This window comes from Streptomyces sp. NPDC005492, from assembly GCF_040605995.1.
GTDB lineage: Bacteria > Actinomycetota > Actinomycetes > Streptomycetales > Streptomycetaceae > Streptomyces.
Genome location: NZ_JBEXDX010000004.1, coordinates 198,946 through 222,930, shown reverse-complemented (window position 1 = coordinate 222,930; position 23,985 = coordinate 198,946). Strand labels below are relative to the sequence as shown.

The window sequence follows — 23,985 nt, the reverse complement described above, 5'->3', positions numbered from 1 at the left end:
TCGTCGTCGTGCGCTGCCGCAATCGGCTGCTGCGTGCCGGAGGCCGACCGACGCCTTCGAAAGGACCGAAGCTGCGGTTCGCGTGGACGGAATGCCGGGTTGGGGGTCGCGGTCGCCGCGCCGAGCGGTGGACGTCAACGTCGCGACCTGCGGCCGCAGTTGCCAGTGCAGCTCTTCGTGCCCGGCTGGTCGTCGTAGTGGGCGGCGGAGGCCGGGAGGGCGCCGCCGATAGGAGAGCGGTGTCGTGGTCGGTGCGGGTGGAACGTCGGGTTGGTGGTCGCCGTTGACGGGCCGCGCGGCGGACGCGAGCGTCGCGTTCTGCGGCCGGAGTTGTCAGTACAACCCGCCATCCGCCCGGGCTGGCCGTCGTCGCGGTCTGCCCCACCCTGCTGACGCGCGGCGGACGCCGGCCGGCGTCGCCGATAGCACCGGAGTCGCGGCCCGCGCGAGCGGAACGCCGGGCCGTTGGTCACCGTCGCCGAGCCGCGCGCCGGACGCGAACATCGCGATCCACAGCCGGAGTTGTCAGTACAGCCCCCCATCCACCCGTATCAGCGCCCCCGTCGTATAACTCGACGCATCGCTCGCCAGATACAGCGCAGTACTGACGATCTCCTCCGGCTGCCCCGGACGTCCGGCCGCGCTGCGCGTCGTCTCGCGCTTCTCCGGCGCCCAGGCCTTGGAGATGTCCGTCAGGAACGGCCCCGCCGAGATCGTGTTGACCCGGACGGTCGGGCCGTACTCCAGGGCGAAGACCGTCGTCAGGGCGTTGAGTGCGGCCTTGGCGCCCGCGTACGGGCCGAAGCGGGGCTGGGGCATCAGGGCGCCGGACGACGAGACGTTGATGATGGAGCCGCCGTTGCCCGAGTCGGCCATGCGCCGGCCGATCAATGAGGCGAGCCGGAACGGGCCCTTGAAGTTGACGCCGATCACCTTGTCGAACAGCTCCTCGCTCGTGTCGGCCGAGGAAGGGGCGAGCGGCGACATGCCGGCGTTGTTGACCAGGACGTCGATCCTGCCGAACTCCTCGTAGGCCGCGTCGACCAGCGAGCCGAGATCGTTCCAGTGGCCGACATGGGCGGCGACCGGCAGGGCACGGCGGCCCAGGGCGCGTATCTCGGCCGCCGCCGTCTCGCACGCGTCGAGTTTGCGGCTGGCGATCACGACGTCGGCGCCCGCGGTGGCGAAGGCGCGCACCATCGCGAGGCCCAGGCCCCGGCTGCCGCCCGTGACGAGGGCGACCTTGCCGGAGAGGTCGAACAGGTCCGCCGGAGCAAGGGACTTGGTGTCGCGTTCGTCGGTCATGCGTCGACCCGGCCGGCGAGACTGTCGTCCTCGACGATGTGGGCGTACCGCTTGCGGGCGGCCTCCAGCTTCGGCGGGATGTGTTCGCTGGGGAACAGGCCCTCGGCCGGGCGGCGGTCCTTCAGGAGCTGCTTGGCGATCGTGGTGCGGTGCACCTCGGTGGGGCCGTCGGCGAGCGCGAGGTTGGGGGCGGCCATCCACCATTTCGCGAGCGGGAGTTCATTGGTGGTGCCGAGCGAGCCGTGCAGATGCAGCGCGCGCTGGATGACGTCGTGCAGCACCTTCGCCGTCTGCACCTTGCACATCGCGATCTGGGTGCGGGCCGCGCCGTGCGGTTGGGAGTCGATGATCCAGGCGGTGTGCAGCACCAGCAGCCGGAACTGCTGCAGCTCCACCCACGAGTCCGCGATGAACTGCTGCACGGCCTGCTTCTCGGCGAGAAGAGTGCCCTGAGTACGCCGGGACACCGCCCGCTCGCACATCATGTCGAAAGCGCGGGTGCACTTGCCGACGGTCCGCATCGCGTGATGCACCCGCCCCCCGCCGAGCCGCGCCTGGGCGACCTTGAAGCCCTCGCCCGGACCGCCGAGCATCGCGTCGAGCGGGACCCGCACCTGGTCGTAGCGGATATAGGCGTGGATGCCCTCGTCTAGGGAGTCGCGTTCGTCCATGGTGCCGACGTTGCGCTTGATCTCGATGCCGGGTGTCTCGGCCGGGACGATGAACATCGACATCCGGGCGTGCGGCGGGGCATCAGGGTCGGTGACGGCCATGACGATGAGGAAGGCCGCGTAACGGGCGTTGGAGGAGAACCACTTCTCCCCGTCGATCACCCATTCGTCGCCCTCGTGCCGGGCCCGGCACGAGAACTCCTTCGGATCGGCGCCGGCCTGCGGTTCCGTCATCGAGAAGGTGGAGACGATGTCCCCGTCGAGCAGCGGCCGTAGATAGCGCGCCTTCTGTTCCTCGGTGCCGAACATGGCCAGGATCTCGGCGTTGCCGGTGTCCGGGGCCGCGGTGCCGAACACGGTGGGGGCCCAGTAGGAGCGGCCGAGGATCTCGTTGAGGTAGGCGAGCTTCACCTGGCCGTAGCCCGCGCCGCCGAGTTCGGCACCGAGGTGGCAGGCCCACAGGCCCTGCGCCCGGACCTGGTCCTGGAGCGGCCGCAGGATCGCGCGCGCCTTCTCGTTGCGGGTGTCGTACGGGTCGCCGCCGTGCGGGAAGAGGAGGTCGAGCGGCTCGACCTCCTCCCGCACGAAGGTCGCCGCCCAGTCCAGCTTGGCCTGGAACTCGGGTTCGATCGAGAAGTCCAGCATCGGCTCTCCGAGAGGTGCGGATCGGTCGGTGACAGCAAAACAGTATACTTTTTAGCGAGGTTCGGTCCATACTCAAGAGGCGTGACGGCATATTGAGTATGAGGAGTTGGTCGATGCGCAGGCCGATGGAGGGCGTTCGCGTTCTCGAAGTAGCCCAGTTCACCTTCGTCCCGGCGGCGGGTGCCGTGCTCGCGGACTGGGGCGCCGACGTGATCAAGATCGAGCACGCCGAACGCGGCGACGCCCAGCGGGGGTTGGTCCGCGTCCTCGGGTACGAGGCCACCAGCAAGGGGTCCTCGTTCTTCCCGATCGTGGAGGGGCCCAACCGAGGCAAACGCAGCGTCGGCCTCGCCCTGGAGAAGCCGTCCGCCCGCGCGGTGTTCGAGGAACTGGTCCGCGCCAGCGACGTGTTCCTCACCAACTTCCTGCCCGGGGCGCGCGCGAAACTGCGCATCGACGTCGAGGACATCCGGGCGATCAACCCGGACATCATCTATGTGCGGGGCAGCGGCTTCGGCGCGCGCGGCGACGAGGCGAACAAGGGCGGCTACGACAGCACGGCCTTCTGGGCGCGCGGCGGCAGCGCCGCCGGTGTCACCCCGCCGGGCGCGGACCGCATGACCCGCATGCCCGCCGGAGCCTACGGCGACGCGATGGGCGGCATGACGATCGCCGGCGGCATCGCCGCCGCCCTCTACTCCCGCGCGACGACCGGCGAACCCTCCGTGGTGGACGTGTCGTTGCTCGGCGTCGGGGCCTGGGCGACCCAGTTCACGGTGAACATGGCGCTGATGGCCGGCGGCCCGCTGCCGGTGAACACCCAGCCCCGCTACGGCTCCGCCACCAACCCGCTGATCGGCGCGTACCGCACCTCGGACGGACGCTGGATCGAGCTCTCGATGCTCCAACCCGGCCGGTACTGGGCCGAGTTCTGCAAGCTCGCCGGGCGTGCGGAGCTGGGCGAGGACGAACGCTTCGACAGCACCGAGAAGTTGATGGCCAACGCGATGGAGGCGGCCGACATCGTCGCCGAACTCATCGCGTCGCGCCCCTACGCCGAGTGGTTCGAGATCCTCTCGCGCGGAGAGGGCCAGTGGGCGGCGGTGCAGAACTCCTGGGAGGTCGGCCAGGACGCCTCGCTGCGCGCCAACGGACTCATCGCCACGGTCGTGGACGCCGACGGCGTGGACCGCGAACTCGTCGCGAACCCCGTCCAGTTCGACGAGACCCCGGCCGAGCTGACCAGGGCACCGCAGTTCGCGGAACACACCGACGAGATCCTGCGCTCGCTCGGTCTCTCCGACGAGGAACTGCTCGCCCTGAAGATCGACGGCGCGGCGACATGACCGCCGTAGGAGAGCCGACCACCCCAGGAGAGGAGCCGTGATGAGCGCGACACTCGAACCCGACGGGACCCACCAGGGCGTCCCCGCCTACCACTTCGACAACCGGCTCGGCGGGCCCGTCCTGAGCCACCAGGAACGCTGGGACGAGATCGCCCGCACCCACTCCGGATTCCGCAGCACCGTGGCACGCGGGTACTGGGTCGTCACCGAAGGCGCGGCCGTGCAGGAGGCGTTGCAGGACTGGCGGACCTTCTCCAACCGGTCCGTGACGGCGCTCGACCCCGACCCCAGGTTCCTGTGGATCCCGGAGATGCTGGACCCGCCGCAGCACACCGCGTGGCGGCGGCTGCTCGGCAGCGCCTTCTCGCCCAAGACCGTCGCCGCCCGCGAACCGGAGGTCCGGGAGGTCGCGTCCGGTCTGGTCGACGGGCTGAAGGACAGGGGCTCCGCCGACGTCCTCGACACGTTCGCCCGCCGCTTCCCGACCCTGATCTTCATGCGTCTGATGGGCCTGCCCGAGGAGGACCTCGCCAGGTTCCTCGACTGGATCCACGATCTGCTGCACCTCTCGCATGGCGAAGACCCGGACGGCAACCGGCAGTTGAGCGCGATGAACGAGGTGTCGCGGTACTTCGAGGAGCAGATCGCGCTACGGCGCGAGGCCCCCCGTGACGACCTGCTCTCCCGCGCCATGACCTGGACGATCGACGGCGAGCCGATCAGCGACCGGGATATGCACGCGTTCTGCATCCTGCTGTTCCAGGCCGGCTTCGACACAGTGCCGATCTCGATCGGCTGGGCGCTGTACCACTTCGCCACGCATCCGGAACAGCGCAGGGCGATTGTCGAGGACCCGGCGCTGATCCCGACGGCGGTCGAGGAGATCCTCCGCGTGTACTCGTTCGTCGTGCCCGCCCGCAAGGCCACCCGGGACGTCGAGATCGGCGGCTGCCCGGTCAGGGCGGGGGAGATGGTGATGCTTCCGCTCGCGGTCAGCAACCGCGACCCCGAGCGCTTCGACCGGCCCCTCGAAGTGGACGTGCGGCGCAGGGCCACCAACCACATCGCGTTCGGGTCGGGCCCGCACCGGTGCCTCGGCTCCCACCTCGCCCGCCTCGAACTCAACGTCGCCGTCGAGGAATGGCACCGGCGCATCCCCGACTACCGGATCACGCCCGGCCAGGACCTCGAAGCGCACGGCAACATGTACGGCATCAAGCAGCTCCGGCTGGAGTGGTGAGCGACGCCATGACACCTCCCCTCAGCCCAACGGACCTGTACCACACAGGAGTTGTCGTCCCGGACGTCGAACTGTGGAAGACCCGGCTGACCGAGATCGCGGGCTACCGCTGGACCGAGACCCTCGCCGCCGATCTGCCGATCCGGCTGGCGGACGGCGATCGCGTGCTCCCGCTGCGCTACGCGTACTCGCTGGACGCCCCGCACATCGAACTCGTGCAGGAGATCCCCGGGACACCGTGGACGGCGGCCGAGCGAAGCGAGATGGGGGTCCCCCCGGACGAAGTCTGGGGGAACATCGCCACCCATCACCTCGGCTACTTCTGCGACGACGTACCGAAGACGTCCAAGCGCCTGGAGGAGGCGGGCTTCCCGCTGGAGGCCTGCGCGGTCGTCGACGGCGCCATGGCGATCTTCGCCTACCACCTGGCCCCTTCCGGCCTGCGCATCGAGATCGTGGAGCGCTCCCGCATCCCGGACCTCGGCGCCTACCTGCGATCCAAGGCACAGACGTGACCCTGACGTTCACCGAGGAACAGGACGAACTCCGTACGACACTACGGCGCTTCCTCACCGAGAAGGCGCCGAGCGCGGCCGTACGCGACGCGATGGACTCCGACGCGGGCCACGACCCCCGGCTGTGGCGGCAGATGGCCGACCAACTCGGCCTGCACGGCCTGGCCTTGCCCGAGGAGCAAGGCGGATCCGGCGGCGGGCCGGTCGAGTTGGGGATCGTGCTGGAGGAGACCGGACGGGCGCTGCTGCCCTCGCCGTACTTCGCGACCGTCGCGCTCGCCGGCCAGGCCCTCACGGCCTCCGGCGACGAGGCGGCGAAGGCGCGTTGGCTGCCCGCGATCGCCGACGGCTCCCTGACGGCCACCCTCGCGCTCGCCGAGGCGGGCGGATCATGGCAGTTGGCGGACGTCGGGGCGACGGCCGGGCACGGGACGGTGTCCGGCACCAAGATGTTCGTCGTCGACGGTCACACCGCCGACCTGATCCTCGTCGTGGCTCGCGCCGACACCGGACCCGGACTCTTCGCCGTCGAAGGCGACGCGCCCGGCGTGACCCGGACCCGGCTGGAGACCCTCGACCCGACCCGGCGGCTGGCGCGCATCGACCTCGACCGGGCGCCCGCGCTGCGGGTCGGCCCGGACGGGGACGCCTCGGTGTATTTGCGCACCGTGCTCGACCTCGTGGCCGTGGCGCTCGCCGCCGAGCAGGTCGGCGGAGCGCAGGCCTGTCTGGACGCCGCCGTCGAATACGCCAAGGTCCGCGTGCAGTTCGGGCGGCCCATCGGGTCCTTCCAGGCGGTCAAGCACAAGTGCGCCGACCTGCTCGTGCAGGTCGAGGGCGCACGGTCGGCCGCGTACCACGCGACCTCCGTGGCCGCCGAGGGCTCGTCCGAACTGCCGGTGTCCGCCGCGCTGGCCGCGGCCTGCTGCGCGGACGCCTTCACTCAGGCGGCCAAGGAGAACATCCAGATCCACGGCGGCATCGGCTACACGTGGGAGCACGACGCGCACCTGTATCTGAAGCGCGCGAAGTCGTCGGAGCAATTGTTCGGGGGCCCGGCGACGCACCGGACCCGGTTGGCCGACCTGGTCGGAATCTGAGACCGACGTCCTGTCGAAAGGCTGATCACGTGGGAATTCGCGACCGCCTGTCCCGGCTGCTGGCCGAAGCGCCGGCGGCTGCCGAGGCGATCGAGTACGACCAGAGGTGGTGGACCTGGGGGCAGGTCCAGCGGACCGCCCGGGACCTCGGCGAGGCACTCGACGCGCTGGGCCTGCCCGCCGGGGCCCGCGTCGGAGTCGTCCTGGAGAACCGGCCCGAACACGTCGCCGCGGTCGCCGCGGTGATCGCTTCCGGGCGCTGCCTGGTCATGCTCAGCCCGCTCCAGCCCGCCGCGCGGCTCGCCGCCGACATCGCCGGCTGCGAGCCACCCGTCGTGGTGTCCGGAGCCGAGGTCCTCACCCGCGAGGGCGTCCTCGACGCCGTGACCGCGCACGGTGCGGCCCTCGAACTGGACACCGACGGGACGCTACGGCCCAGGGGCGGCACGTCACCTGCCGAGGCACCGTCCCGCCCGGGCGTCGCCGTGGAGATGCTCACCTCCGGCACCACCGGCCCACCGAAACGCGTCCACCTGCGCATCGGCCAACTCGACCAGGCCCTCGTCTCAGGCGGCCAGATCCCCAAGGCGAGCAGGCTCCTGTCCCCGTCGGCGTCCCTCGTGGCCACACCGCTCGTCCACATCGGCGGCCTGTGGCGCGCCCTCGCCTGCCTCGCCACCGGACGCCGCATGCTCCTCATGCCCAGATTCGCCGTCGAACCCTGGGTGAGCGCGGTCGAACGCCACCGACTCCGCGCGGCCAGCCTGGTCCCGGCCGCGATCCGCGCCGTACTCGACGCGCAGGTCCCGAAGGAACGCCTCGCCACACTCCAGGTGGTCACCTCCGGCACGGCACCCTGCCCGCCGGAACTCGCCGACGCCTTCTTCCGCACCTACGGCATCCCCGTCCTCATGACCTACGGCGCCACCGAGTTCGCCGGAGCCGTCGCCGGCTGGACCCTCGCGCTGCACGACCACTGGTGGCAGCGCAAGGCGGGCAGCGCCGGACGCGCCTTCGCCGGCGTGGAGTTGAGGGTGACCGGCGAGGACGGCGGCGAGCTGCCCGTCGGTCGTACCGGCCGGCTCGAGGTCCGTACCGAGCAGAGCACCCACGGCGGCCGGACCTGGGTGAGGACCAGCGATCTGGCCCGGATCGACGCCGACCGGTTCGTGTGGATCGAGGGCCGCGCCGACGACGCCATCATCCGCGGCGGCTTCAAGGTGCAACCGGAGACCGTCAAACGGATCCTGGAGACCCACCCGGCCGTACGCGAGGCCGCCGTCGCCGGACTGCCGGAGCCGCGACTCGGTGAAGTACCGGTCGCGGCCGTCGAGTTGGAGCCGGGGCGGCCCGCACCCGATGCGGCGGAACTCACCGCCCTGTGCCGCACGCACCTCGTGCCGTACGAAGTGCCGGCCCACATCGTCGTCCTCGACGAACTGCCCCGCACCCCGTCGAGCAAGGTGAGCCGCGTCGAACTGCTCGACCTCGTACGGGCCCGGCTCGCCGAACACCCCAAGGAGGTCCAGCGGTGAGCAGCACCGAGGAGAAGCCGGCCGAGCGGTTCGGCGTGCTGACGGACGAGGCGGTCGAACGCTCCCGGCGACGCCTCGGCGTCCCCCAGCCGCAGCACAACCCGCCGCACAACCACGAGGTCACCTGGGACGGTGCACGCCACTTCGCCTACGGCTACGGTGACGCCAACCCGCTCTACTGCGACCCCGATTACGCGGCCAAGACCCGCTGGGGCTCGCTCGTCGCACCGCCGACCTTCCTCTACACGATGGGGGAGGACGCGGCCCCGACACCGGACCCCGAGACCAAGGCCGTGCTCAAGGGCGACCCCTTCGCCGGGCTCGGCTCCTACCAGGCGGTGATGGAGTTCGAGTGGTGGCGCCCCCTCCAACTGGGCGACCGCTGCCGGGTGTTGCAGACCCAGGTCGGGGTCCAGGTCAAGCCCAGCCGCTTCGGCGGGCGCACCGCACACGTCGTCCGCGACTACCTCTACGCCAACGGACGCGGCGAGATGCACGCCCTGCGGCGCGGCACCTGGATCAACGCCGAGCGGCACACGTCGAAGAAGCGGGCCAAGGAAGCGCTCGAACAGCAGCCGTACCGGCCCGAGCAACTCGCCGAGATCGACGCGGCGTACGCGGCCGAGACCAGGCGCGGTCCCGCCCCCCGCTACTGGGAGGACGTCGAGGTCGGCGAGGAACTCCAACCCCGCGTGAAGGGCCCGCTGACCACCACGGACGTGGTCGTCTGGCACCTCGGCTGGGGCATGCAGCTCACTCCGCCCGGTGCCTTCGGGATCGCGGCGGCTGTACGCCGCAAGGCTCCCGGCCTCTACCCGCCCAACCGGCTGGGCGTCCCGGACACCGTGCAACGGCTGCACTGGGAGCCCGAACGGGCCCGCGAACTCGGCCTGCCGGGGCCCTACGACTACGGCGGTATGCGCGAGACCTGGCTCTGCCACCTCCTCACCGACTGGATCGGCGACGACGGCTGGCTGTGGAAACTCGGCTGCGAGCACCGCAAGTTCAACTACCTCGGCGACACCACCTGGGTGCGCGGCACCGTCGTCGACAAGCAACAGGTGGACGGTCGGGGCGAGGTGCACATCGAGGTGCGTTGCGAGAACCAGCGCGGCGAAGTCACCACCCCCGGCACGGCGGTTGTGCTGCTGCCGACCAGGGAGCGGGCCGTGGAACTGCCCGTCCCGCCCGCCGACGACCTGGACGGCATGGTCGCCCACGAGCTGGAGCGGTTCGCGGTCAACGGCAAGTGAACGGCAATTGAGGATCACGATTCAGGAGGCAGGATGTCGGACGAGGTGCTGGTGGAACGCCGTGGCGCGGTCCAGGTCATCACGATCAACCGTCCTACGGTGAAGAACGCGCTGGATGCCGGGGTGGCCGCCGGTGTCGCCGCCGCCGTGGACGAACTGGACGAGTCGAACGAGCTGCGGGTCGGTGTCCTCACCGGGGCGGGCGGCACGTTCTCGGCGGGGATGGACCTCAAGGCATGGCTGCGCGGCGAGAGCCCCGCGATCGAGGGCCGCGGACTGTGCGGGATCACCATCACCCCGCCGCGCAAGCCGTTGATCGGCGCGGTCGAGGGATGGGCGCTGGCGGGCGGCTTCGAGTTGCTGCTCGCCTGCGACCTCGTCGTGGCGTCCCGGACGGCACGGGTCGGGGTGCCGGAGGTGAAGCGGTCCCTGGTCGCGCGGGCCGGTGCGGCCCTGCGCCTCCCGCAGCGGATCCCGTACGCCATCGCGCTGGAACTGCTGCTCACCGGCGAGCCCATCACCGCCGTACGCGCGGCGGAGGTCGGACTGGTCAACCGGCTCACGGACGAGGGCGGCGCGCTCGCCGGCGCGCTGGAACTCGCCGCGACCATCGCGGCGAACGGGCCCCTCGCCGTCGCCGCGACCAAGGAGATCGCCCGGTCCGCCGCCGAGTGGACGCTGGAGGAGGGCTGGACCCGGCAGGCCGAGATCGCGGCTCCGGTGTTCTCGTCCGAGGACGCACGGGAAGGCGCCGCCGCCTTCGCCGAGAAGCGCTCGCCGGTCTGGAAGGGACGCTGACAGCGTCGTAGCAGAATCAGTATCCGCAATGACGGCTCGTCAGGGAGGGTGTTGTGACCACAGGACCGCTGTCCGGCTGCCGCGTCGTCGAGCTGGGCGGCATCGGGCCGGGCCCGTTCGCCGGCATGCTGCTCGCCGACCTCGGCGCGGAGGTCGTCCGGGTGGACCGGCCCGAGCGGGCGGCGGAGCCCGACGCGGGCGGCCCTGCGGACGTGCTCAACCGCGGGAAGCGTTCGGTCGTCCTCGACCTGAAACACCCGGAAGGACCCGCCGTACTCCTCCAACTCGCCCAGCGCGCCGACGTGTTGATCGAAGGCTTCCGTCCTGGCGTCACCGAACGCCTGGGCATCGGACCCCACGAGTGCCTCGCCCGCAACCCCCGGCTCGTCTACGGCCGGATGACCGGCTGGGGCCAGACCGGACCCCTCGCCGCAGCCGCCGGGCATGACCTCACCTACATCGCCCTCACCGGCGCGCTCGGCGCGATCGGCGACGCGGCGGGACCGCCGCAGATACCGCTCAACCTCGTCGGCGACTTCGGGGGCGGCGGCTGCTACCTCGTGATCGGCGTGCTCGCCGCCCTGCACGCCGTAGGACGCACGGGAGTTGGCCAGGTCGTCGACGCGGCCATCGTCGACGGCACGGCCCACCTCCTCGCGAGTACTTTCGGCAAACTCGGGCGGGGGGTGTGGACCGACGAGCGCGGTACCAACCAACTCGACGGCGGCTGGCCGTTCTACGCCGTCTACGAGACGAAGGACCGCCGGCATGTCGCGGTCGGCGCCCTTGAGGCCAAGTTCTACCGGCGGCTGATCGGGCTGCTCAAGCTCGACGTCGATCCGGAGCTGCAGCACGACCGCTCGACCTGGCCGGAGCTGCGCCGCCGCCTGGCGGAACGGTTCGCGGAACGCACCCGCGACGAATGGGCGGCCCTGTTCGAAGGCACCGACGCCTGCGTCGCCCCCGTCCTCGGCCTCACCGAGGCGGCAGCAAACCCCCAACTAGCCGCACGCGCCAGCCTGTTCACACGGGAAGGCGTCGTCCAGCCCGCCGCGGCACCCCGCTTCTCGGCGACCCCGTCGAGCCCCGGGCCGGCCGCACCACCCGTAGGCGCCGACACCCGCGCCGTGTTCCGGGACTGGGAGATCGCCGGCGTCGACGCACTCGTCGACAGCGGCACCGCCGTCCAGTTCCCCCACTGACCGAAAGGACCCCGCAATGCCAGAGGCCGTCATCGTCGACGCCGTCCGCACCCCCATCGGCAAGCGCAACGGCTCCCTGGCCGCCGTACACGCGGCCGACCTGTCGGCCCATGTGCTCACCGCGCTGGTGGAACGCACCGGCGTGGACCCCGGCACCGTCGACGACGTGATGTGGGGCTGCGTGACCCAGATCGGCGACCAGTCGAGCAACATCGCCCGGTTCGCGGCACTGGCCGCGGGCTGGCCCGAGCATGTGCCCGGGGTGACGATCAACCGGGCCTGCGGCTCCAGCCAACAGGCCGTCGACTCCGCCGCGCACGCCGTCATGGCCGGACAGTACGACCTCGTGGTGGCCGGCGGTGTGGAGACCATGACCAGGGTCCCGCTCGGCTCGCACCGCACCACAGGGCAGCCGTACGGGCCCGCCGTCCTGGCCCGCTACGACGGGTTCCAGTTCAGCCAGGGCGTCGGCGCCGAGCTGATCTCCGAACGGTGGGGCCTCAGCCGCAACCGGCTCGACGAGTTCGCGTCCGAGTCGCACGCCAAGGCCGCCGCGGCGATCGACTCCGGGGTCTTCGACGACCACATCGTGCCCATCGAGGTCGACGGCACCAAGTTCACCGTCGACGAGGGCCTGCGGCGCGGCACTTCGGTCGAGACCCTCGCCAAACTCAAGCCGTCGTTCAAGGACGACGGAGTGATCCACGCCGGAAACTCCTCCCAGATATCCGACGGCGCCGCCGCACTCCTCATCACAACTCCCGAACGGGCAAGGGAGTTGGGGCTCAAGCCAATCGCCCGCTACCACTCGGGCGCGGTGAGCGGCGCGGACCCGATCATGATGCTGACCGGCCCGATCCCGGCGACCGAGAAGGTGCTGCGCCGGTCCGGTCTCGCCATCGGGGACATCGGGGTGTTCGAGGTCAACGAGGCGTTCGCGCCAGTGCCGTTGGCGTGGCTGGCCGAGACCGGAGCCGACCCCGAGCGGCTCAACCCGCTCGGTGGCGCGATCGCGGTCGGCCATCCGCTCGGCGGCTCCGGCGCCATCCTGATGACCCGGCTGCTCGCCCGGATGCGGCAACGGAACCTGCGCTATGGACTCCAGACGATGTGCGAAGGGGGCGGCACGGCCAACGCCACGGTCATCGAACTGCTTTCGTGACGTCCGTCCGCTGACCATCCCCCCTCACAGGTGGCTCCGTGGCGACCGGCGCGGTCGAGTCACCGTCGCCACACCCTTGTCAGTGGCCGAAGACCCACATCGCCGGATCCGGGCCGACGACGCGCCGCAGGTGAGGCGCGCGCCCGGCCACCGGGCCGCGGGCGGCCGCGGCGAAAGCGGCCCGGTCGGGGTGGCCGGTCTTCCGGAGCAGGCTCGCCACGTGTTTCTCCACCGTCCGCGGCGAGATGTGCAGCCAGTCGGCGATGTCCTTGTTGCCGATCCGCTCGACGAGCAGCCGGGCGACCTCGAACTCCCGGACGGTGACGCCGTACCGGCGCAGATCGGGTGGCACGTGCTCGGTGCCCGTGCGCCGCTGCCGGACCGGTGCGCCCATGCCGCGCAACAGGCTCCGGCACGCGGCGGCGACCGCCGGAACGCCGGCGCCGTGGAAGTACTCCTCCGCCTCACGCACCCAGTCGACGGGCTCGCCCCAGCCGTCCTCGTACGCCGACCGAGCGACCAGGCGCAGGACCAGATTGCGCGCCACCGGGTAGGGCGCCGCGGCCTCGAGTGCCGCGGTCGCGGCGGCGGTCGCCTCGGCGGGCCTGCCCTCGCGGCCCAGCAGCACCGCGTCCGCCGCCCCGGCGAACTGCCGGTTCCAACGGGTGTCGCCGCCGGCCCGGGCGACGTCGGTGTGGTGCCGTCGGCCCACGCGCCCGGCGAGCACACCGCGCAGCAGCATGACGCCGTACATGCCCTGCGCCCCGAACTCGCCGACTCCCGGGTTTTCCTTGTCGTACACGAGAGCCTGCGCGAACTCCTGCTCGGCGGCGTCGTGGTTCTCCTCCAGCAGCGAGCAGAACGCCCGCGCCAGCCCGTACGACATCGACCGCGCACCGGGCGAGTCGTCGATGCCCCGGGCCAGCCGGTCCAGGGCCTCCTGCATCTCGGCGCGCCGCCCCTGGTGCGCGTACCGTACGGCCTCCGCCAACCGCATCATGGACGCGGCCGGGCGCAGCCGTAGTCGCGTCGCCTCGGACAGCCCGTCGCGGATCCGTCGGCCGGCCTCCTCGAACGCGCCGCGTCGGACCTGCTCCAGGGCGAGGACGCAGCCGCTCTCGTACGCCAGGGGGAGCACGCCGATCCGCAGGGCCTCCTGGCGGGCCTCTTCGAGCAGGGTCGGCTCTCCGTCGCGGCGCAGCGCGCTGCGGGCCAGGTACACCTCGGCGGACACCCGCAGGTCGGGTAGCCGGTGCAGGTCGGCGACAGCACCGGCGCGCGCGAAGTGTGCCGCGGCGGCTTCCTCGTCGTGTTCCGCGGCCAGGTGTCCGAGCAGCAGGAGTGCCCTGCCGTGCACGTCCGGCAGCTCGGCGTGCTGAGCCGCCTCCGCTGCCCGGCGGGCGTATGCGGCGGCCGAGCGCAGCCGGTCGGGCGCGGGCCTGCTCAGCTCCACCTGGGCGGAGGCCAGGTCGACGGGGGCGCTGTGCGCGGCGGTCGCGGAGGCGCCGAGCAGCCGGCGGGCGGTGTCGAGATACCGGAAGGCGTCGGTGGGCCGGCCCGTCGACTCGGTGACCTCGGCCAGCTGCGCGTAGAGGCCCGCCCGGCGCGCCGCCGGAATCTCGTGGCCGTCCAGTGCTTCGAGGTCGTCGGCCAGCCCGGGTACGGCGTCGAACCGGGCCGCACGGGAGACGGTGCGCAGGAGCAACTCCAGCACGGTGGCCCGCAGTTCGGGCGCGAGCCCGGTATCGACCGACCGGTGCGCGCGGGTGAGCAGAGCCACCGCCCGATCCACCGCGCCCTCGGCCATCGCGCGCCGCGCCGCCTCGCAGTACAGGGGGACGGCATCGCGAGCGTCGCCGGCCTGCTCGAACAGGTCGGCGGCGTGCACGCACCACTCGCCGGGCAGTCCCGGGTGGAGGTCGACCAGAGTGTGCGCCGCGCGCCGCGCGTAACCGGTGCGTTCCGCCGGCCCGAGATCCTCCAGCAGTACCTGTGCGGCGAGCCGGGGCCGGAACGCGTACCACTCCGGACTCGATCTGTCCGGTTCGAGCAGATACGAGGAGACTCCCGCGTGCAGGACCGTCAGCAGTTCGCGATCGTCGCACCCGGCTGCTCGCTGGAGCACCGGCAAGGGGAAGCGCTGCCCGAAGAGGGCCGCGACGCCGAGGATCACGCGTCCGCGGGGGGCGAGCCGGTCGGTCCGGTACCTGATACTGCGGGCGACTGCGGCGGGCACGGGGAGCCTCCGGGAGCCGTTCTGGGTGCGGCGGCCCAGGTCGTGGAGGAGTTCCTCGATCACCAGCGGGATCCCGGCGCTGTCGGCCACCACGTCGTCGACCAGTTCCGCGCTGACCGCGCCCGGGGTGGATCCCCACTCGGCCACGACGAGGGCGTGCACGTCCGGGCGTCCCAGCGGGCGCAGTTCGAGGGTCGACGCGGCTCCCCGCTGACGCGCCCGGGCGGCCAGCTCGGTCGCCACACAGAGCTCACGACCGGCGATGAGCAGCAGCACGGCGGGCTGCTCCGCAAGGTTGTCGAGGACGTACTCAAGGACCGCCAGCGTCTCCGTGTCCGCGTCGTGCAGGTCGTCGAGCACGAGCAGGAATCCGTGCTGCCGGCCGGCCACGCCGAGCACGCGCAGGAGCGCCTCGGCGACCACGAGGTGCGACACGGGGGCGGTGCCGGGGACCTGGCTCCCGGGCAGCAGGCGCGTGAGCACCGGTCCGTAGGGGCCCAGTTGGTCCGGGTCCGGCAGCAGGCCGGCCCGGGACAGGGAGAGCAACGCCTCGACCAGCGGTCGGTACGGCAGGGCCGAGCCGACCGCACCGGCCCGGCCCCGTGCGGTGACCATGCCCGCTTCGGCAGCCGCGCCGAGAGCCTCCACGGCGAGCCGCGTCTTGCCGATGCCGGGCTCGCCGGTGACGAAGACCGCGCCGCCACGCCCCGAGCGCGCCGCGGCCAGAGCCGTCATGACCTGCCACATCTCGGCCCGTCGGCCGATGAACGCGCCGCGAGACCCGTTGTCGCCCCCGGCCGGACCCGGCCGGCCGACGACCTGCGCGCCGCTCCCGTCCGACGACGGTGGCCGGGAGTTCAGGACGTCCGGGGCCGCGAAGTGGTGCAGGTCCGGCTTCCTCATACGCCTCGCCCCGCACCCGGCGCGGAGGACGCAGGGCCTGCACCGTCCGGCGCAGCCGCTGGTCGTGCGCTTCGGCGACGGGCGTCCGCTTCCGCCCCCGGCTCTCCCGACCGCCCTGTCCCGTACCGGGCCCGGTGGCACTCCCGTGTGCACATCAACATCCCCCCGATGCCGAGTCGTTCGCATTGAGCGTGATTCACCACCATCCGCCTGTCGCGTCAGGTTCCGTTCAGCGGACCGGAGCCGGCTCCGCCTCCCGGGCGGCGACGGCCCGGTGCGCCGCACGACCAGGACAAAACGACTGACGGTACCGGTTCGGGCGACCCGGGGCATGGGGCGCGACCACCACCATTCGCGCCGACCGGACTCGCGCGTTCCTGGGGGCGGCGCACGCGGAATGCGGGGCCTTTCCCCTGATGTACGCGTCCGACGCACGCCGTTGACTGGTCCGGCCGACCGATCGGTACCCGTTCCGTCTCCCGAGCGCGTCAACGCGCTCCCGACCACTGAGGAGGTGACCCGCATGAGCGTTCTGAAGCTGCAGACGATTGAGCCGCGGACGGAGAACAGCAGCGCCGTGGTTCTGAGCATCACCAGCAGCCTGAGCAGCACCTGCTGCAGGTAATCCAACTGAGCGGCACCTGCTGCGGGGCAACCCTCTGAGCGGTACCTGCCGCCCGCTGTCTGACGGCGTGAACCATGCGGGGAGTGCACACACCGCGCGCCCCGCATGGTTCCCGCCGCTCCGGCGCGCCCTCATCAAGCACCCGCCAGGCTCCTCGGACACACCGACAGAGGCAGACATGATCAACGAACGATGGGTATACCGATTTCCCTTCTGCTGGAACGACACCCTGTTCTTCGACCCGCTCGACGTCTACTACGAGCCGAAGCCCGACCACTTCCTCGCCTCCCTCGACGACCGGGTGCGGGCACGATTCGTCCGCAAGGGCATCTGGTGGAGCTACCGGCACAATCCGAACCTGCCCGAGCAGGGGTGGAAGATCCATGTGTCGGCGAACCATCGCAACGTGCGCGAGGTCGCCGCCTCGGTGATCGGGTATCTGACCGAGCACGACATCGACTTCAAGATCGCTCTCGATCTCACCGTGTTCGAGATGCTGAGTTCGAAGGCCATGTCGCGGGGCAGCGGCGGCAAACTCGTCACCGTCTACCCCCGGGACGACGACGAGTTCCGGTCGTGTCTGGCCGGCCTCGCCCTAGTGCTGGACGGCGCCGAGGGCCCGTACGTGCTCTCCGACCTCCGGTACCGCGACCACAAGGCGCTCTACTTCCGGTACGGGCAGTTCCTGGACACCCATTCCGTCGATGTCCTGGGCCGGCCGGTGCCCCACATCACGGGACCGGACGGGCCGGTCACCGACGACCGACGCCCCGGCTACGCCCAACCGCCGTGGGTGGCATGGCCGTTCGCCGACTGGAAGCCGCCGGCCGACACCGACGATGACGGCCTGCTGGCTGGTCGCTTCCGGGTGACCGGGGCGCTGCAGTTCTCCAACAGCGGCGGGGTGTACACCGCCGAGGACACGGCGAACGAGGACCGTGTCGTGGTGCTCAAGGAGGCCCGCCCGCACACCAATGTCGACCCGCGTCAGGACCACGACGCCGTGGACATCCTCCACCGCGAGTGGGTGTTCCTGAACCGGCTGGCCGACGTCGGGACGTTCCCCGCCCCGATCGCCACGTTCCGCCACTGGGAACACCACTTCATCGCGGAGGAGTTCGTCGACGGCACCGACATCCGCTCCATGCTGCTCGAACGCAACCCGCTCGCCCGGCTGGGCCCCGGTGGCATCCCGCAGTCGCAGGAGTTCCTGCGGATCTTCCTCGCCGTTTTCCGCGGACTGGCGCGTGCGCTCCAGGCCGCCCACGACCGCAAGGTGATCCTCGGCGACTTCACCGCCGCGAACGTCCTCATCGACCCGGACACCCTGAAGGTCACCATCGTCGACCTGGAGACGTGCCGACTGACCGAGGCCGACGCGGAGCACGCGCACCTGGAGGCACCGGTCGAGCTGTACACACCGGGGTTCACCAATTTCCGACGCCGTTTCGCCGTGTCCGCGGTCGAGGACGACCTGTTCGGCCTGGCCATGACGATGGCCTACTTCATCTTCCCGGTCGCGGCCCTGTCGTATCTGCGCGAGGACATCCTGGACCGCTACCGGATCCTCACCGACAGCCTCGGCTGGCCGACGCGGATCCATGAACTGCTCACGGAACTGGCGCAGGCGCGGATCACGATCACGGACGTCCTGCATGAGCTGGAGCACGAGGACGACCTGGTCGACCAGGTCCATGCCGTGCCGGTGCGACCGGCCGTCGAGGAGCGACTCGGCCTGGCGGAGACCGAGGCGGGGCTGGCCGCCTTCATCGACGCCGTCGCCGACACCGACCGGCCCACGCTCTTCCCCGTCGACCCGTTCGCGCACGTCACCAACCCGCTGAGCCTGGGCTTCGGCGCCAGCGGCGTCCTGTGGGCGCTGAACGCCTCGGGCCTCCCGCTCCGGCCCGAATGGCTGCGCCGGCTGCGCGACGACCTGGCCGGCCTCGACCCGGCCCAGTACCCGGCGGGCCTGATGAACGGTCTGGCCGGCATCGCCTGGGCGACCGACACCCTCGGCTTCCGCACGCAGGCCGCGCGGTTGCTGGCGCGGGCCAACCGGCACGCCCACGAGTCCGGTGACTACACCTTCTATTACGGCCTGGCCGGCGTGGGCATGACGAACCTGCGCTTCTACGTCCACGACCACGACGAACGTCACCTCGCCGCGGCACGGGACTGCGCCCGGGCGCTGCGTGAGGCCGCCCGGCACGACGGCGGCCGGGTCCACTGGCGCAACGAGTTCACGGCCGGGGAACCGTTCACCGGCCTGGGCTTCGGCCAGGCGGGCGTCGCGATGTTCCTGCTGCGCATGCACCAGATCACTGGGGACGAGTGGTGCCTGAGCCTCGGCCGCGGCGCACTGGCCTGGGAGATGGCCCACGCCGAGCGGCAGGACGACGGCAATGTCACATTCGACCACCGCGGCACCGCGGAGCCCTATGTCGAGGTGGGTTCCGCGGGCATCGCCCGAGTGCTGCTGCGCTACGGCGATCTGGATTCCGCACGGACCGTCCTGCGCGCGCTGGATGTCCGGCAGGCCGTGCTGCCGGGGTTCTCGTTCGGCATGTCCGGGATCGCCGACACGCTTCTCGACGCGGCCTCGATCACCGGCGACGCCGCCTACCGGGACATCGCACTGCGGCAACTCGACTTCGTACGGCGGCTGTTCCTGTTCGAGCCGGACGAGCGGTTCGCGGTACCGCGACACGGCGAGGCGGTGCCCCTGGGCTCGCCCGGCGACGGACTGCTGCGCTGCTCCACCGACTACCTGAGCGGCTCGGCCGGCATCCTTCGGGTGCTCCACCGCGTGAACCACGGCGGCACCGCCGACTTCCTGCTGGACGAGGCGGCCCGGTGAAGGAGCTGTGGCACACGCTCAGGGGCCACCGGACCCAGCTCTCGGCGATCGTCCTCATCGAGGCGGCCCTCGGCGGGACCGAGGCCCTGGTGCATCCCCTGCTGCTGAAGGCCCTGTTCGACCAGGCGATCCTGACCGGCCACTTCCACCGGTTCGTCGTCCTCGCCGCCTGCTACCTCCTGCTCGGCTTCACCCTGAGCCTCGCGGGCTACGGGGTGGCGCGCTGGCGCAAGCGGTTCGAGAACACGTTCATGCTGGACCTGGAGATGGAGCTGCTGGACCGCGCGCTCGGCCAGGACGCACGGCGGATGGCACAGGCCGGCAACGCCTCCTTCGTCAGCCGGGTCCACAACGACGTCCAGGAAGGGGTCCTGCCGGCCGTCGACGTCTGCATCCGCATCGCGAAGCAGGCGGTCTCGTCCGTCGTCTTCGTCGGCGTGCTGCTGTACCTGTCCTGGCAGGCCAGTCTCATCCTGCTCGTCATCGTGCCGCCGCTGGTGTACGTCAGCAACCGCATCGCCAAGCGGATCGAGGACAACACCGAACCGGAACGCGAGGCGGAGGCGCAGTACGTCAACACGCTGTCCCGGACGCTGGAGTCCTTCCACGCGCTGCGCGGCCTGCCGGCGCTGCTGCCCGGCACCCGGGCCGCCAACAGGAAGGCGCTGCGCGGTTTCCTGGGCATCACCTTCACCAACTTCCGACTCGCCCAGAAGCAGACCACGCTGAGCGACCTCGTCATGAACCTCTCCGACACCACCGCGATGATCACCGGGGCGTACTTCGTGTTCGCCGGCCGGATGTCGTTCGGCAGTTTCCTCGCCTTCGTGAACTCGCTGTGGCGGGCCGTCACCGGAATCTTCGAGCTTGTGAACATGATTCCGCAGGCCCGCCGGAACACCGCCGTGCTCCGGCGGATCGCCACCCTGCGCGCCTCCGGGGTGTCGCGGTACCACGACGAGGGACGCGTGGTGCTGGTCCACGCCGTCCGCGTCGGGTACGACGACGGCGCGGACGTGACGATCGAGGACTTCGAACTGGGCGCGGGTGAGCACGTCCTGCTGCGGGGCCCCAACGGCTGCGGCAAGACGACGCTCCTGCACGTCATCTCTGGAACGCTCGCTCCCGACCGCGGCATGGTGACACTGCCGGACCGGGTCGCCGCCCTGACCGCTCCGGTCAACCTGCCCCCGCTGCCCGTGTGCGAACTGGTCGCCGACGAGCGGGTGCGCACGGCCCTGGGGCTCGACGACGTGGCCGACCAGCTCCCCTCGGAGCTGTCGTCCGGCCAACGGCAGCGGACCGGGGTTGCGGCGCTCCTCTGCGAGGACGCGGACGTGTACCTCGTCGACGAGCCGTTCGCGAACCTCGACGAGACCGGCCGGGACCTCGTGCTGCGGGCACTGAAGCAGCACACCCACGGGCGTGGTCTCCTCGTCGTGCACCACGGGGACGAGGATCTCGACAGCCGGTTCGACCGCGTGGTCACCCTGTCCGCGACCGCCGCTCGCTCCTAGGTCCTCGCGGACGGTCAGGTGTCACCAGACGACGGGCAACTCGTAGATGCCGCATGCCTGGGAGCCCTGCTTTTGTTGACCGGGAGGGTCAGCGAGGCTCCCGCGGCATTCCGAGCCCCCGCTCGGCGACCTGCGTCCGCAGCACCTCGTTCGCCCCGCCGGCGATCGTGTAGGCCCGCGAGTACAGATGCGCGTCCTGCCACCAGCCATCCGATACGGCGTCCTCGTCGCCCTCGATCAGCAGCCCGTCCGCGCCCTGGAGGCTCAGGCCGAAGTCGACCAGGTCGTGGTTGAGTTCGCTGAAGAAGATCTTGCCGAGCAGGGCGTCGGCGGGCCCTTCCGTGTCGTGCAGCATCCGCGACTGGGAGAGACCGAGCAACGCGGCGTTCACCTGCACCCGGGTGGCCAGTTCACCGATCGCCTGCCGGGTCGCCGAGTCGTCCAGCGCGGGCCTGCCACCGACCTCGGTGCGGGCGGCCAGACGCAGCAAGTCGTCGAGTACGGCGCCCAGTTCGACACCGCGCGCGCCCACGCCGGACCGCTCATGGCCCAGGCTGCTCATCGCCACCCGCCAGCCGTCGTTCACCCCGCCGATCACGTTCGTGGCCGGGATGCGGACACCGTCCAGGAAGACCTCGTTGAAGTCCGTCGTCCCGGTGATCTCCCGCAGCGGCCGGATGTCGACGCCAGGGCTGCGCAGATCTAGGGCGAAGGCGGTGATGCCCTTGTGCTTCGGGGCCTCGCGGTCGGTGCGGGCGAGCAGATAGCCCATGTCGGCGTGCTGGCCGTTCGTCGTCCACACCTTCTGGCCGTCCACGACGAACACCGCGTCGTCGCCCCCGCCCTCGCGGACCGCCCGCGTCCGCAGTGCCGCCAGGTCGCTGCCCGCCTCGGGCTCACTGAACAACTGGCACCACACGTCCTCGCAGGCCCGGATACGGGGCAGGAAGCGCGCCCGCTGGTCGTCGGTGCCGAACTCCAGCAACGCGGCCGACGCCAGCGAGGCGGCGCCGATCGGCTGCCAGGTGCGGGCGCGGGCGATCTCCTCGGCCACGACGGACGCCTCCAGCGGATGCGCGTCGGGACGGCCGCCGTACTCGGCGGGCCAGTCGATCCCGAGGAAGCCAGCCGCGTACAGCTTGGCGGTCCACTCCCGGATCGCCGGCATCAGTTCCGGCTCCGGGGCGCGCACCCCCGCATGGGTCTTGACGCCCGGGGCGTGCTCCGCGACGAAGGCGCGCACTTTCCTCCGGAACGCCTCGAGCTCGGGCGTGGACTCAAGTCGCATCGCTGTCGGCTCCCTGTTCTCGTGCCGCGGCCCATAAATGAGGTTACTTTAACCTTGCTGATCACTCGGTTGCCAGGGCTCCAGGCCAGAAAAAGTGGCCTTATCTTGGTTCCAGGTACCCGAACCGCACGTCTCCGGCCCAGGTGACCAATAGACTGGGGATCCGCAATATCCGCCCCAGAGGAGTTGGCCATGGCGACTGCCGTCGACCGCGAGCCCGCCGACGGCGAGACCGGTGTCCCGGTCGGCAAGCTGGCCGCGCAGACCGCCCGCCGTATCGAGTCGGCCGTAATCCGTCAGGGCTGGCCGGTGGGCGAGTCGTTGGGCTCCGAGGTGGATCTGCGGGAGCGCCTCGGGGTGAGCCGGGCGGTGCTGCGCGAGGCGGTCCGGCTGGTCGAGCACCACCAGGTGGCCAGGATGCGGCGTGGCCCGAACGGGGGCCTGATCGTCTGCGCGCCCGACGCGGGTCCGGCCACCCGCGCCATGGTGATCTACCTCGAATACGTCGGCACCAGCGTCACGGACCTGCTCCAGGCCCGCCTCCTGCTGGAGCCGATCGCCGCAGGTCTGGCCGCCGAGCGGATCACCGAGGAGGGCATCGAGACCCTCCGGACCACGCTCGGCGCCGAACTCGACCACTGGGACGACCCCGGTGTCCACTCGCAGGACCCGCTCCACCCCGTGCTCGGCCAGTTGTCGGGCAACCCGGTGCTGCACCTGTTCGTCGACGTGCTCACCCGGCTGACCGCACGCTACGCGCACACCTCCCGCCGGGTCTCCAAGGCCGAGATGCACGCGGCCAAGGACACCTCGCACCGCGCGCACCAGGCCGTCGTCGACGCGGTGATCGCCGACGACGGAGCCCGCGCCCAGACGGAGCTGACCGCGCATCTGGAGTCGGTGGCCGGCTGGATCGAGAAGCACCGGGTGCGGCGCGGGCAGCGGATCGCGGGCCATGTCGTCGAGCCCGAACTGGTCGAGGGGCCGCGGGCGAAACTCGCCGAGGTGGTCGCGGCCCGCATCCACGACGACATCGCCGCGCGCGGCTGGCAGACCGGCATGGTGCTCGGCTCGGAGGCCGATCTGCTCGCCCGCTACTCGATCAGCCGGGCCGTACTGCGGGAAGCCGTACGGCTGTTGGAGTACCACTCGGTGGCCCGGATGCGCCGCGGCCCCGGTGGCGGCCTGATCGTCACCGAGCCCGAGCCGCAGGCCAGCATCGACACCATGGCGCTGTTCCTGGAGTACCAGGGCGTCACCGCCGACGACCTGCGGATCGTCCGCAACGCCATCGAACTCGGCATCGTCGCCCGGGTCACCGCCCGGGTCGCGGAGGGCGACAAGGCGGTGGCCGAGCGGCTCGGCAAGGCGGTGCGCTGGAGCACGGAGGGGCCCGCCGACGACCCGCGCAAGGCCGACCTCTTCCACACCGAACTGGCCGCGCTCTCCGACAACCCGGTGCTGTCGCTGTTCCTGTCGATCATCACCGAGCTGTTCCGCCGCCACGCCTCCGGCCACGACCGGCCGCTGCCCGGCGACGCGGCGGCGGACGAGGTCCAGCACGTCCACCAGCGGATTCTCGACGCGATCGTCGAGGGTGACGCCGGGGTGGCCCGACACCGGATGCGCCGACACCTGGACGCCCTCATCCCCTGGTGGCACTGATTCCCTGACACTCAACAGTGCAACGCCCCGTGCGGCCTTCGGGCTCACGGGGCGTTCCGTTGGATCGGGCTGTGTCGAGCGAGCCTAATTAGGTATACTGAATAGGTCGAGCCGAAGGA

Annotated in this window: 17 protein-coding genes; 13 read left to right on the top strand and 4 right to left on the bottom strand. The window is 71.2% G+C overall.

Features of this window, described 5'->3' with window-relative positions; genetic code table 11:
• Window positions 1-525 precede the first annotated feature (525 nt).
• The gene (locus ABZT04_RS08065; RefSeq protein WP_356054254.1) at window positions 526-1,305 is read right to left on the bottom strand and encodes a glucose 1-dehydrogenase; all 780 of its coding nucleotides are present in this window, start codon (window positions 1,303-1,305) and stop codon (window positions 526-528) included.
• The gene (locus tag ABZT04_RS08060; RefSeq protein ID WP_356054252.1) at window positions 1,302-2,621 is read right to left on the bottom strand and encodes an acyl-CoA dehydrogenase family protein; all 1,320 of its coding nucleotides are present in this window, start codon (window positions 2,619-2,621) and stop codon (window positions 1,302-1,304) included. Before ABZT04_RS08060 ends, ABZT04_RS08065 begins: the two co-directional genes overlap by 4 nt.
• 113 nt (window positions 2,622-2,734) lie before the next feature.
• Between ABZT04_RS08060 and ABZT04_RS08055 the strand changes: the two genes are divergently transcribed.
• From ABZT04_RS08055 to ABZT04_RS08015, 9 genes are read left to right on the top strand one after another with little or no spacing between them, the layout of a single operon-like run.
• Entirely contained in the window at window positions 2,735-3,967 is a 1,233-nt protein-coding gene (locus tag ABZT04_RS08055) for a CoA transferase (protein ID WP_356054250.1), read from the top strand.
• Between the two features lie 40 nt (window positions 3,968-4,007).
• The gene (locus ABZT04_RS08050) at window positions 4,008-5,207 is read left to right on the top strand and encodes a cytochrome P450 (protein ID WP_356054248.1); all 1,200 of its coding nucleotides are present in this window, start codon (window positions 4,008-4,010) and stop codon (window positions 5,205-5,207) included.
• A gap of 8 nt (window positions 5,208-5,215) precedes the next feature.
• Entirely contained in the window at window positions 5,216-5,722 is a 507-nt protein-coding gene (locus tag ABZT04_RS08045; protein WP_356054246.1) for a VOC family protein, read from the top strand.
• The gene (locus ABZT04_RS08040; protein ID WP_356054244.1) at window positions 5,719-6,822 is read left to right on the top strand and encodes an acyl-CoA dehydrogenase family protein; all 1,104 of its coding nucleotides are present in this window, start codon (window positions 5,719-5,721) and stop codon (window positions 6,820-6,822) included. The genes ABZT04_RS08045 and ABZT04_RS08040 overlap by 4 nt, the downstream gene beginning before the upstream one ends.
• A gap of 29 nt (window positions 6,823-6,851) precedes the next feature.
• Window positions 6,852-8,357, top strand: a complete 1,506-nt coding sequence (locus ABZT04_RS08035) for an AMP-binding protein (protein WP_356054242.1) — start codon at window positions 6,852-6,854, stop codon at window positions 8,355-8,357.
• On the top strand, window positions 8,354-9,610 hold the full coding sequence (locus ABZT04_RS08030; protein ID WP_356054240.1) for a MaoC family dehydratase N-terminal domain-containing protein: 1,257 nt from the start codon (window positions 8,354-8,356) through the stop codon (window positions 9,608-9,610). The genes ABZT04_RS08035 and ABZT04_RS08030 overlap by 4 nt, the downstream gene beginning before the upstream one ends.
• Before the next feature lie 33 nt (window positions 9,611-9,643).
• Window positions 9,644-10,408 carry a crotonase/enoyl-CoA hydratase family protein gene (locus ABZT04_RS08025; protein ID WP_356054238.1) on the top strand — a complete coding sequence of 255 codons (765 nt, stop codon included), beginning with the start codon at window positions 9,644-9,646 and terminating at the stop codon, window positions 10,406-10,408.
• 53 nt (window positions 10,409-10,461) lie between these two features.
• A complete protein-coding gene (locus tag ABZT04_RS08020; RefSeq protein ID WP_356054236.1) occupies window positions 10,462-11,610 on the top strand; it encodes a CaiB/BaiF CoA-transferase family protein in 1,149 nt (382 codons plus the stop codon).
• Between the two features lie 16 nt (window positions 11,611-11,626).
• A complete protein-coding gene (locus ABZT04_RS08015; protein WP_356054234.1) occupies window positions 11,627-12,772 on the top strand; it encodes a thiolase family protein in 1,146 nt (381 codons plus the stop codon).
• A gap of 79 nt (window positions 12,773-12,851) precedes the next feature.
• On the opposite strand, the gene ABZT04_RS08010 is transcribed toward ABZT04_RS08015, so the two are convergent.
• A complete protein-coding gene (locus ABZT04_RS08010) occupies window positions 12,852-15,911 on the bottom strand; it encodes an AAA family ATPase (protein ID WP_356054232.1) in 3,060 nt (1,019 codons plus the stop codon).
• A gap of 331 nt (window positions 15,912-16,242) precedes the next feature.
• Between ABZT04_RS08010 and ABZT04_RS08005 the strand changes: the two genes are divergently transcribed.
• The 3 genes from ABZT04_RS08005 (at window position 16,243) to ABZT04_RS07995 (ending at window position 20,913) form a co-directional block, all read left to right on the top strand.
• On the top strand, window positions 16,243-16,536 hold the full coding sequence (locus ABZT04_RS08005) for a class III lanthipeptide (RefSeq protein WP_356054230.1): 294 nt from the start codon (window positions 16,243-16,245) through the stop codon (window positions 16,534-16,536).
• Window positions 16,537-16,714: 178 nt separating this feature from the next.
• The gene (gene lanKC / locus ABZT04_RS08000; RefSeq protein WP_356054228.1) at window positions 16,715-19,396 is read left to right on the top strand and encodes a class III lanthionine synthetase LanKC; all 2,682 of its coding nucleotides are present in this window, start codon (window positions 16,715-16,717) and stop codon (window positions 19,394-19,396) included.
• The gene (locus tag ABZT04_RS07995; protein WP_356054226.1) at window positions 19,393-20,913 is read left to right on the top strand and encodes an ABC transporter ATP-binding protein; all 1,521 of its coding nucleotides are present in this window, start codon (window positions 19,393-19,395) and stop codon (window positions 20,911-20,913) included. The genes lanKC and ABZT04_RS07995 overlap by 4 nt, the downstream gene beginning before the upstream one ends.
• A gap of 88 nt (window positions 20,914-21,001) precedes the next feature.
• Here the strand turns inward: ABZT04_RS07995 and ABZT04_RS07990 are convergent, their stop codons facing one another.
• Complete coding sequence (locus ABZT04_RS07990; protein WP_356054224.1) at window positions 21,002-22,201, bottom strand: acyl-CoA dehydrogenase family protein; 1,200 nt, start codon at window positions 22,199-22,201, stop codon at window positions 21,002-21,004.
• A 192-nt stretch (window positions 22,202-22,393) separates the two neighbouring features.
• Here ABZT04_RS07990 and ABZT04_RS07985 point away from each other — a divergent pair, with 192 nt between their 5' ends.
• The gene (locus tag ABZT04_RS07985) at window positions 22,394-23,866 is read left to right on the top strand and encodes an FCD domain-containing protein (protein ID WP_356054222.1); all 1,473 of its coding nucleotides are present in this window, start codon (window positions 22,394-22,396) and stop codon (window positions 23,864-23,866) included.
• The last annotated feature ends 119 nt before the right edge of the window (window positions 23,867-23,985 follow it).

Coding starts and splice junctions, on each gene's coding strand:
- ABZT04_RS08065 (WP_356054254.1), bottom strand. CDS start 1,305: ATGACCGACGAACGCGACACCAAGTCCCTTGCTCCGGCGGACCTGTTC.
- ABZT04_RS08060 (WP_356054252.1), bottom strand. CDS start 2,621: ATGCTGGACTTCTCGATCGAACCCGAGTTCCAGGCCAAGCTGGACTGG.
- ABZT04_RS08055 (WP_356054250.1), top strand. CDS start 2,735: ATGCGCAGGCCGATGGAGGGCGTTCGCGTTCTCGAAGTAGCCCAGTTC.
- ABZT04_RS08050 (WP_356054248.1), top strand. CDS start 4,008: ATGAGCGCGACACTCGAACCCGACGGGACCCACCAGGGCGTCCCCGCC.
- ABZT04_RS08045 (WP_356054246.1), top strand. CDS start 5,216: ATGACACCTCCCCTCAGCCCAACGGACCTGTACCACACAGGAGTTGTC.
- ABZT04_RS08025 (WP_356054238.1), top strand. CDS start 9,644: ATGTCGGACGAGGTGCTGGTGGAACGCCGTGGCGCGGTCCAGGTCATC.
- ABZT04_RS08015 (WP_356054234.1), top strand. CDS start 11,627: ATGCCAGAGGCCGTCATCGTCGACGCCGTCCGCACCCCCATCGGCAAG.
- ABZT04_RS08010 (WP_356054232.1), bottom strand. CDS start 15,911: ATGAGGAAGCCGGACCTGCACCACTTCGCGGCCCCGGACGTCCTGAAC.
- ABZT04_RS08005 (WP_356054230.1), top strand. CDS start 16,243: ATGGGGCGCGACCACCACCATTCGCGCCGACCGGACTCGCGCGTTCCT.
- lanKC (WP_356054228.1), top strand. CDS start 16,715: ATGATCAACGAACGATGGGTATACCGATTTCCCTTCTGCTGGAACGAC.
- ABZT04_RS07990 (WP_356054224.1), bottom strand. CDS start 22,201: ATGCGACTTGAGTCCACGCCCGAGCTCGAGGCGTTCCGGAGGAAAGTG.
- ABZT04_RS07985 (WP_356054222.1), top strand. CDS start 22,394: ATGGCGACTGCCGTCGACCGCGAGCCCGCCGACGGCGAGACCGGTGTC.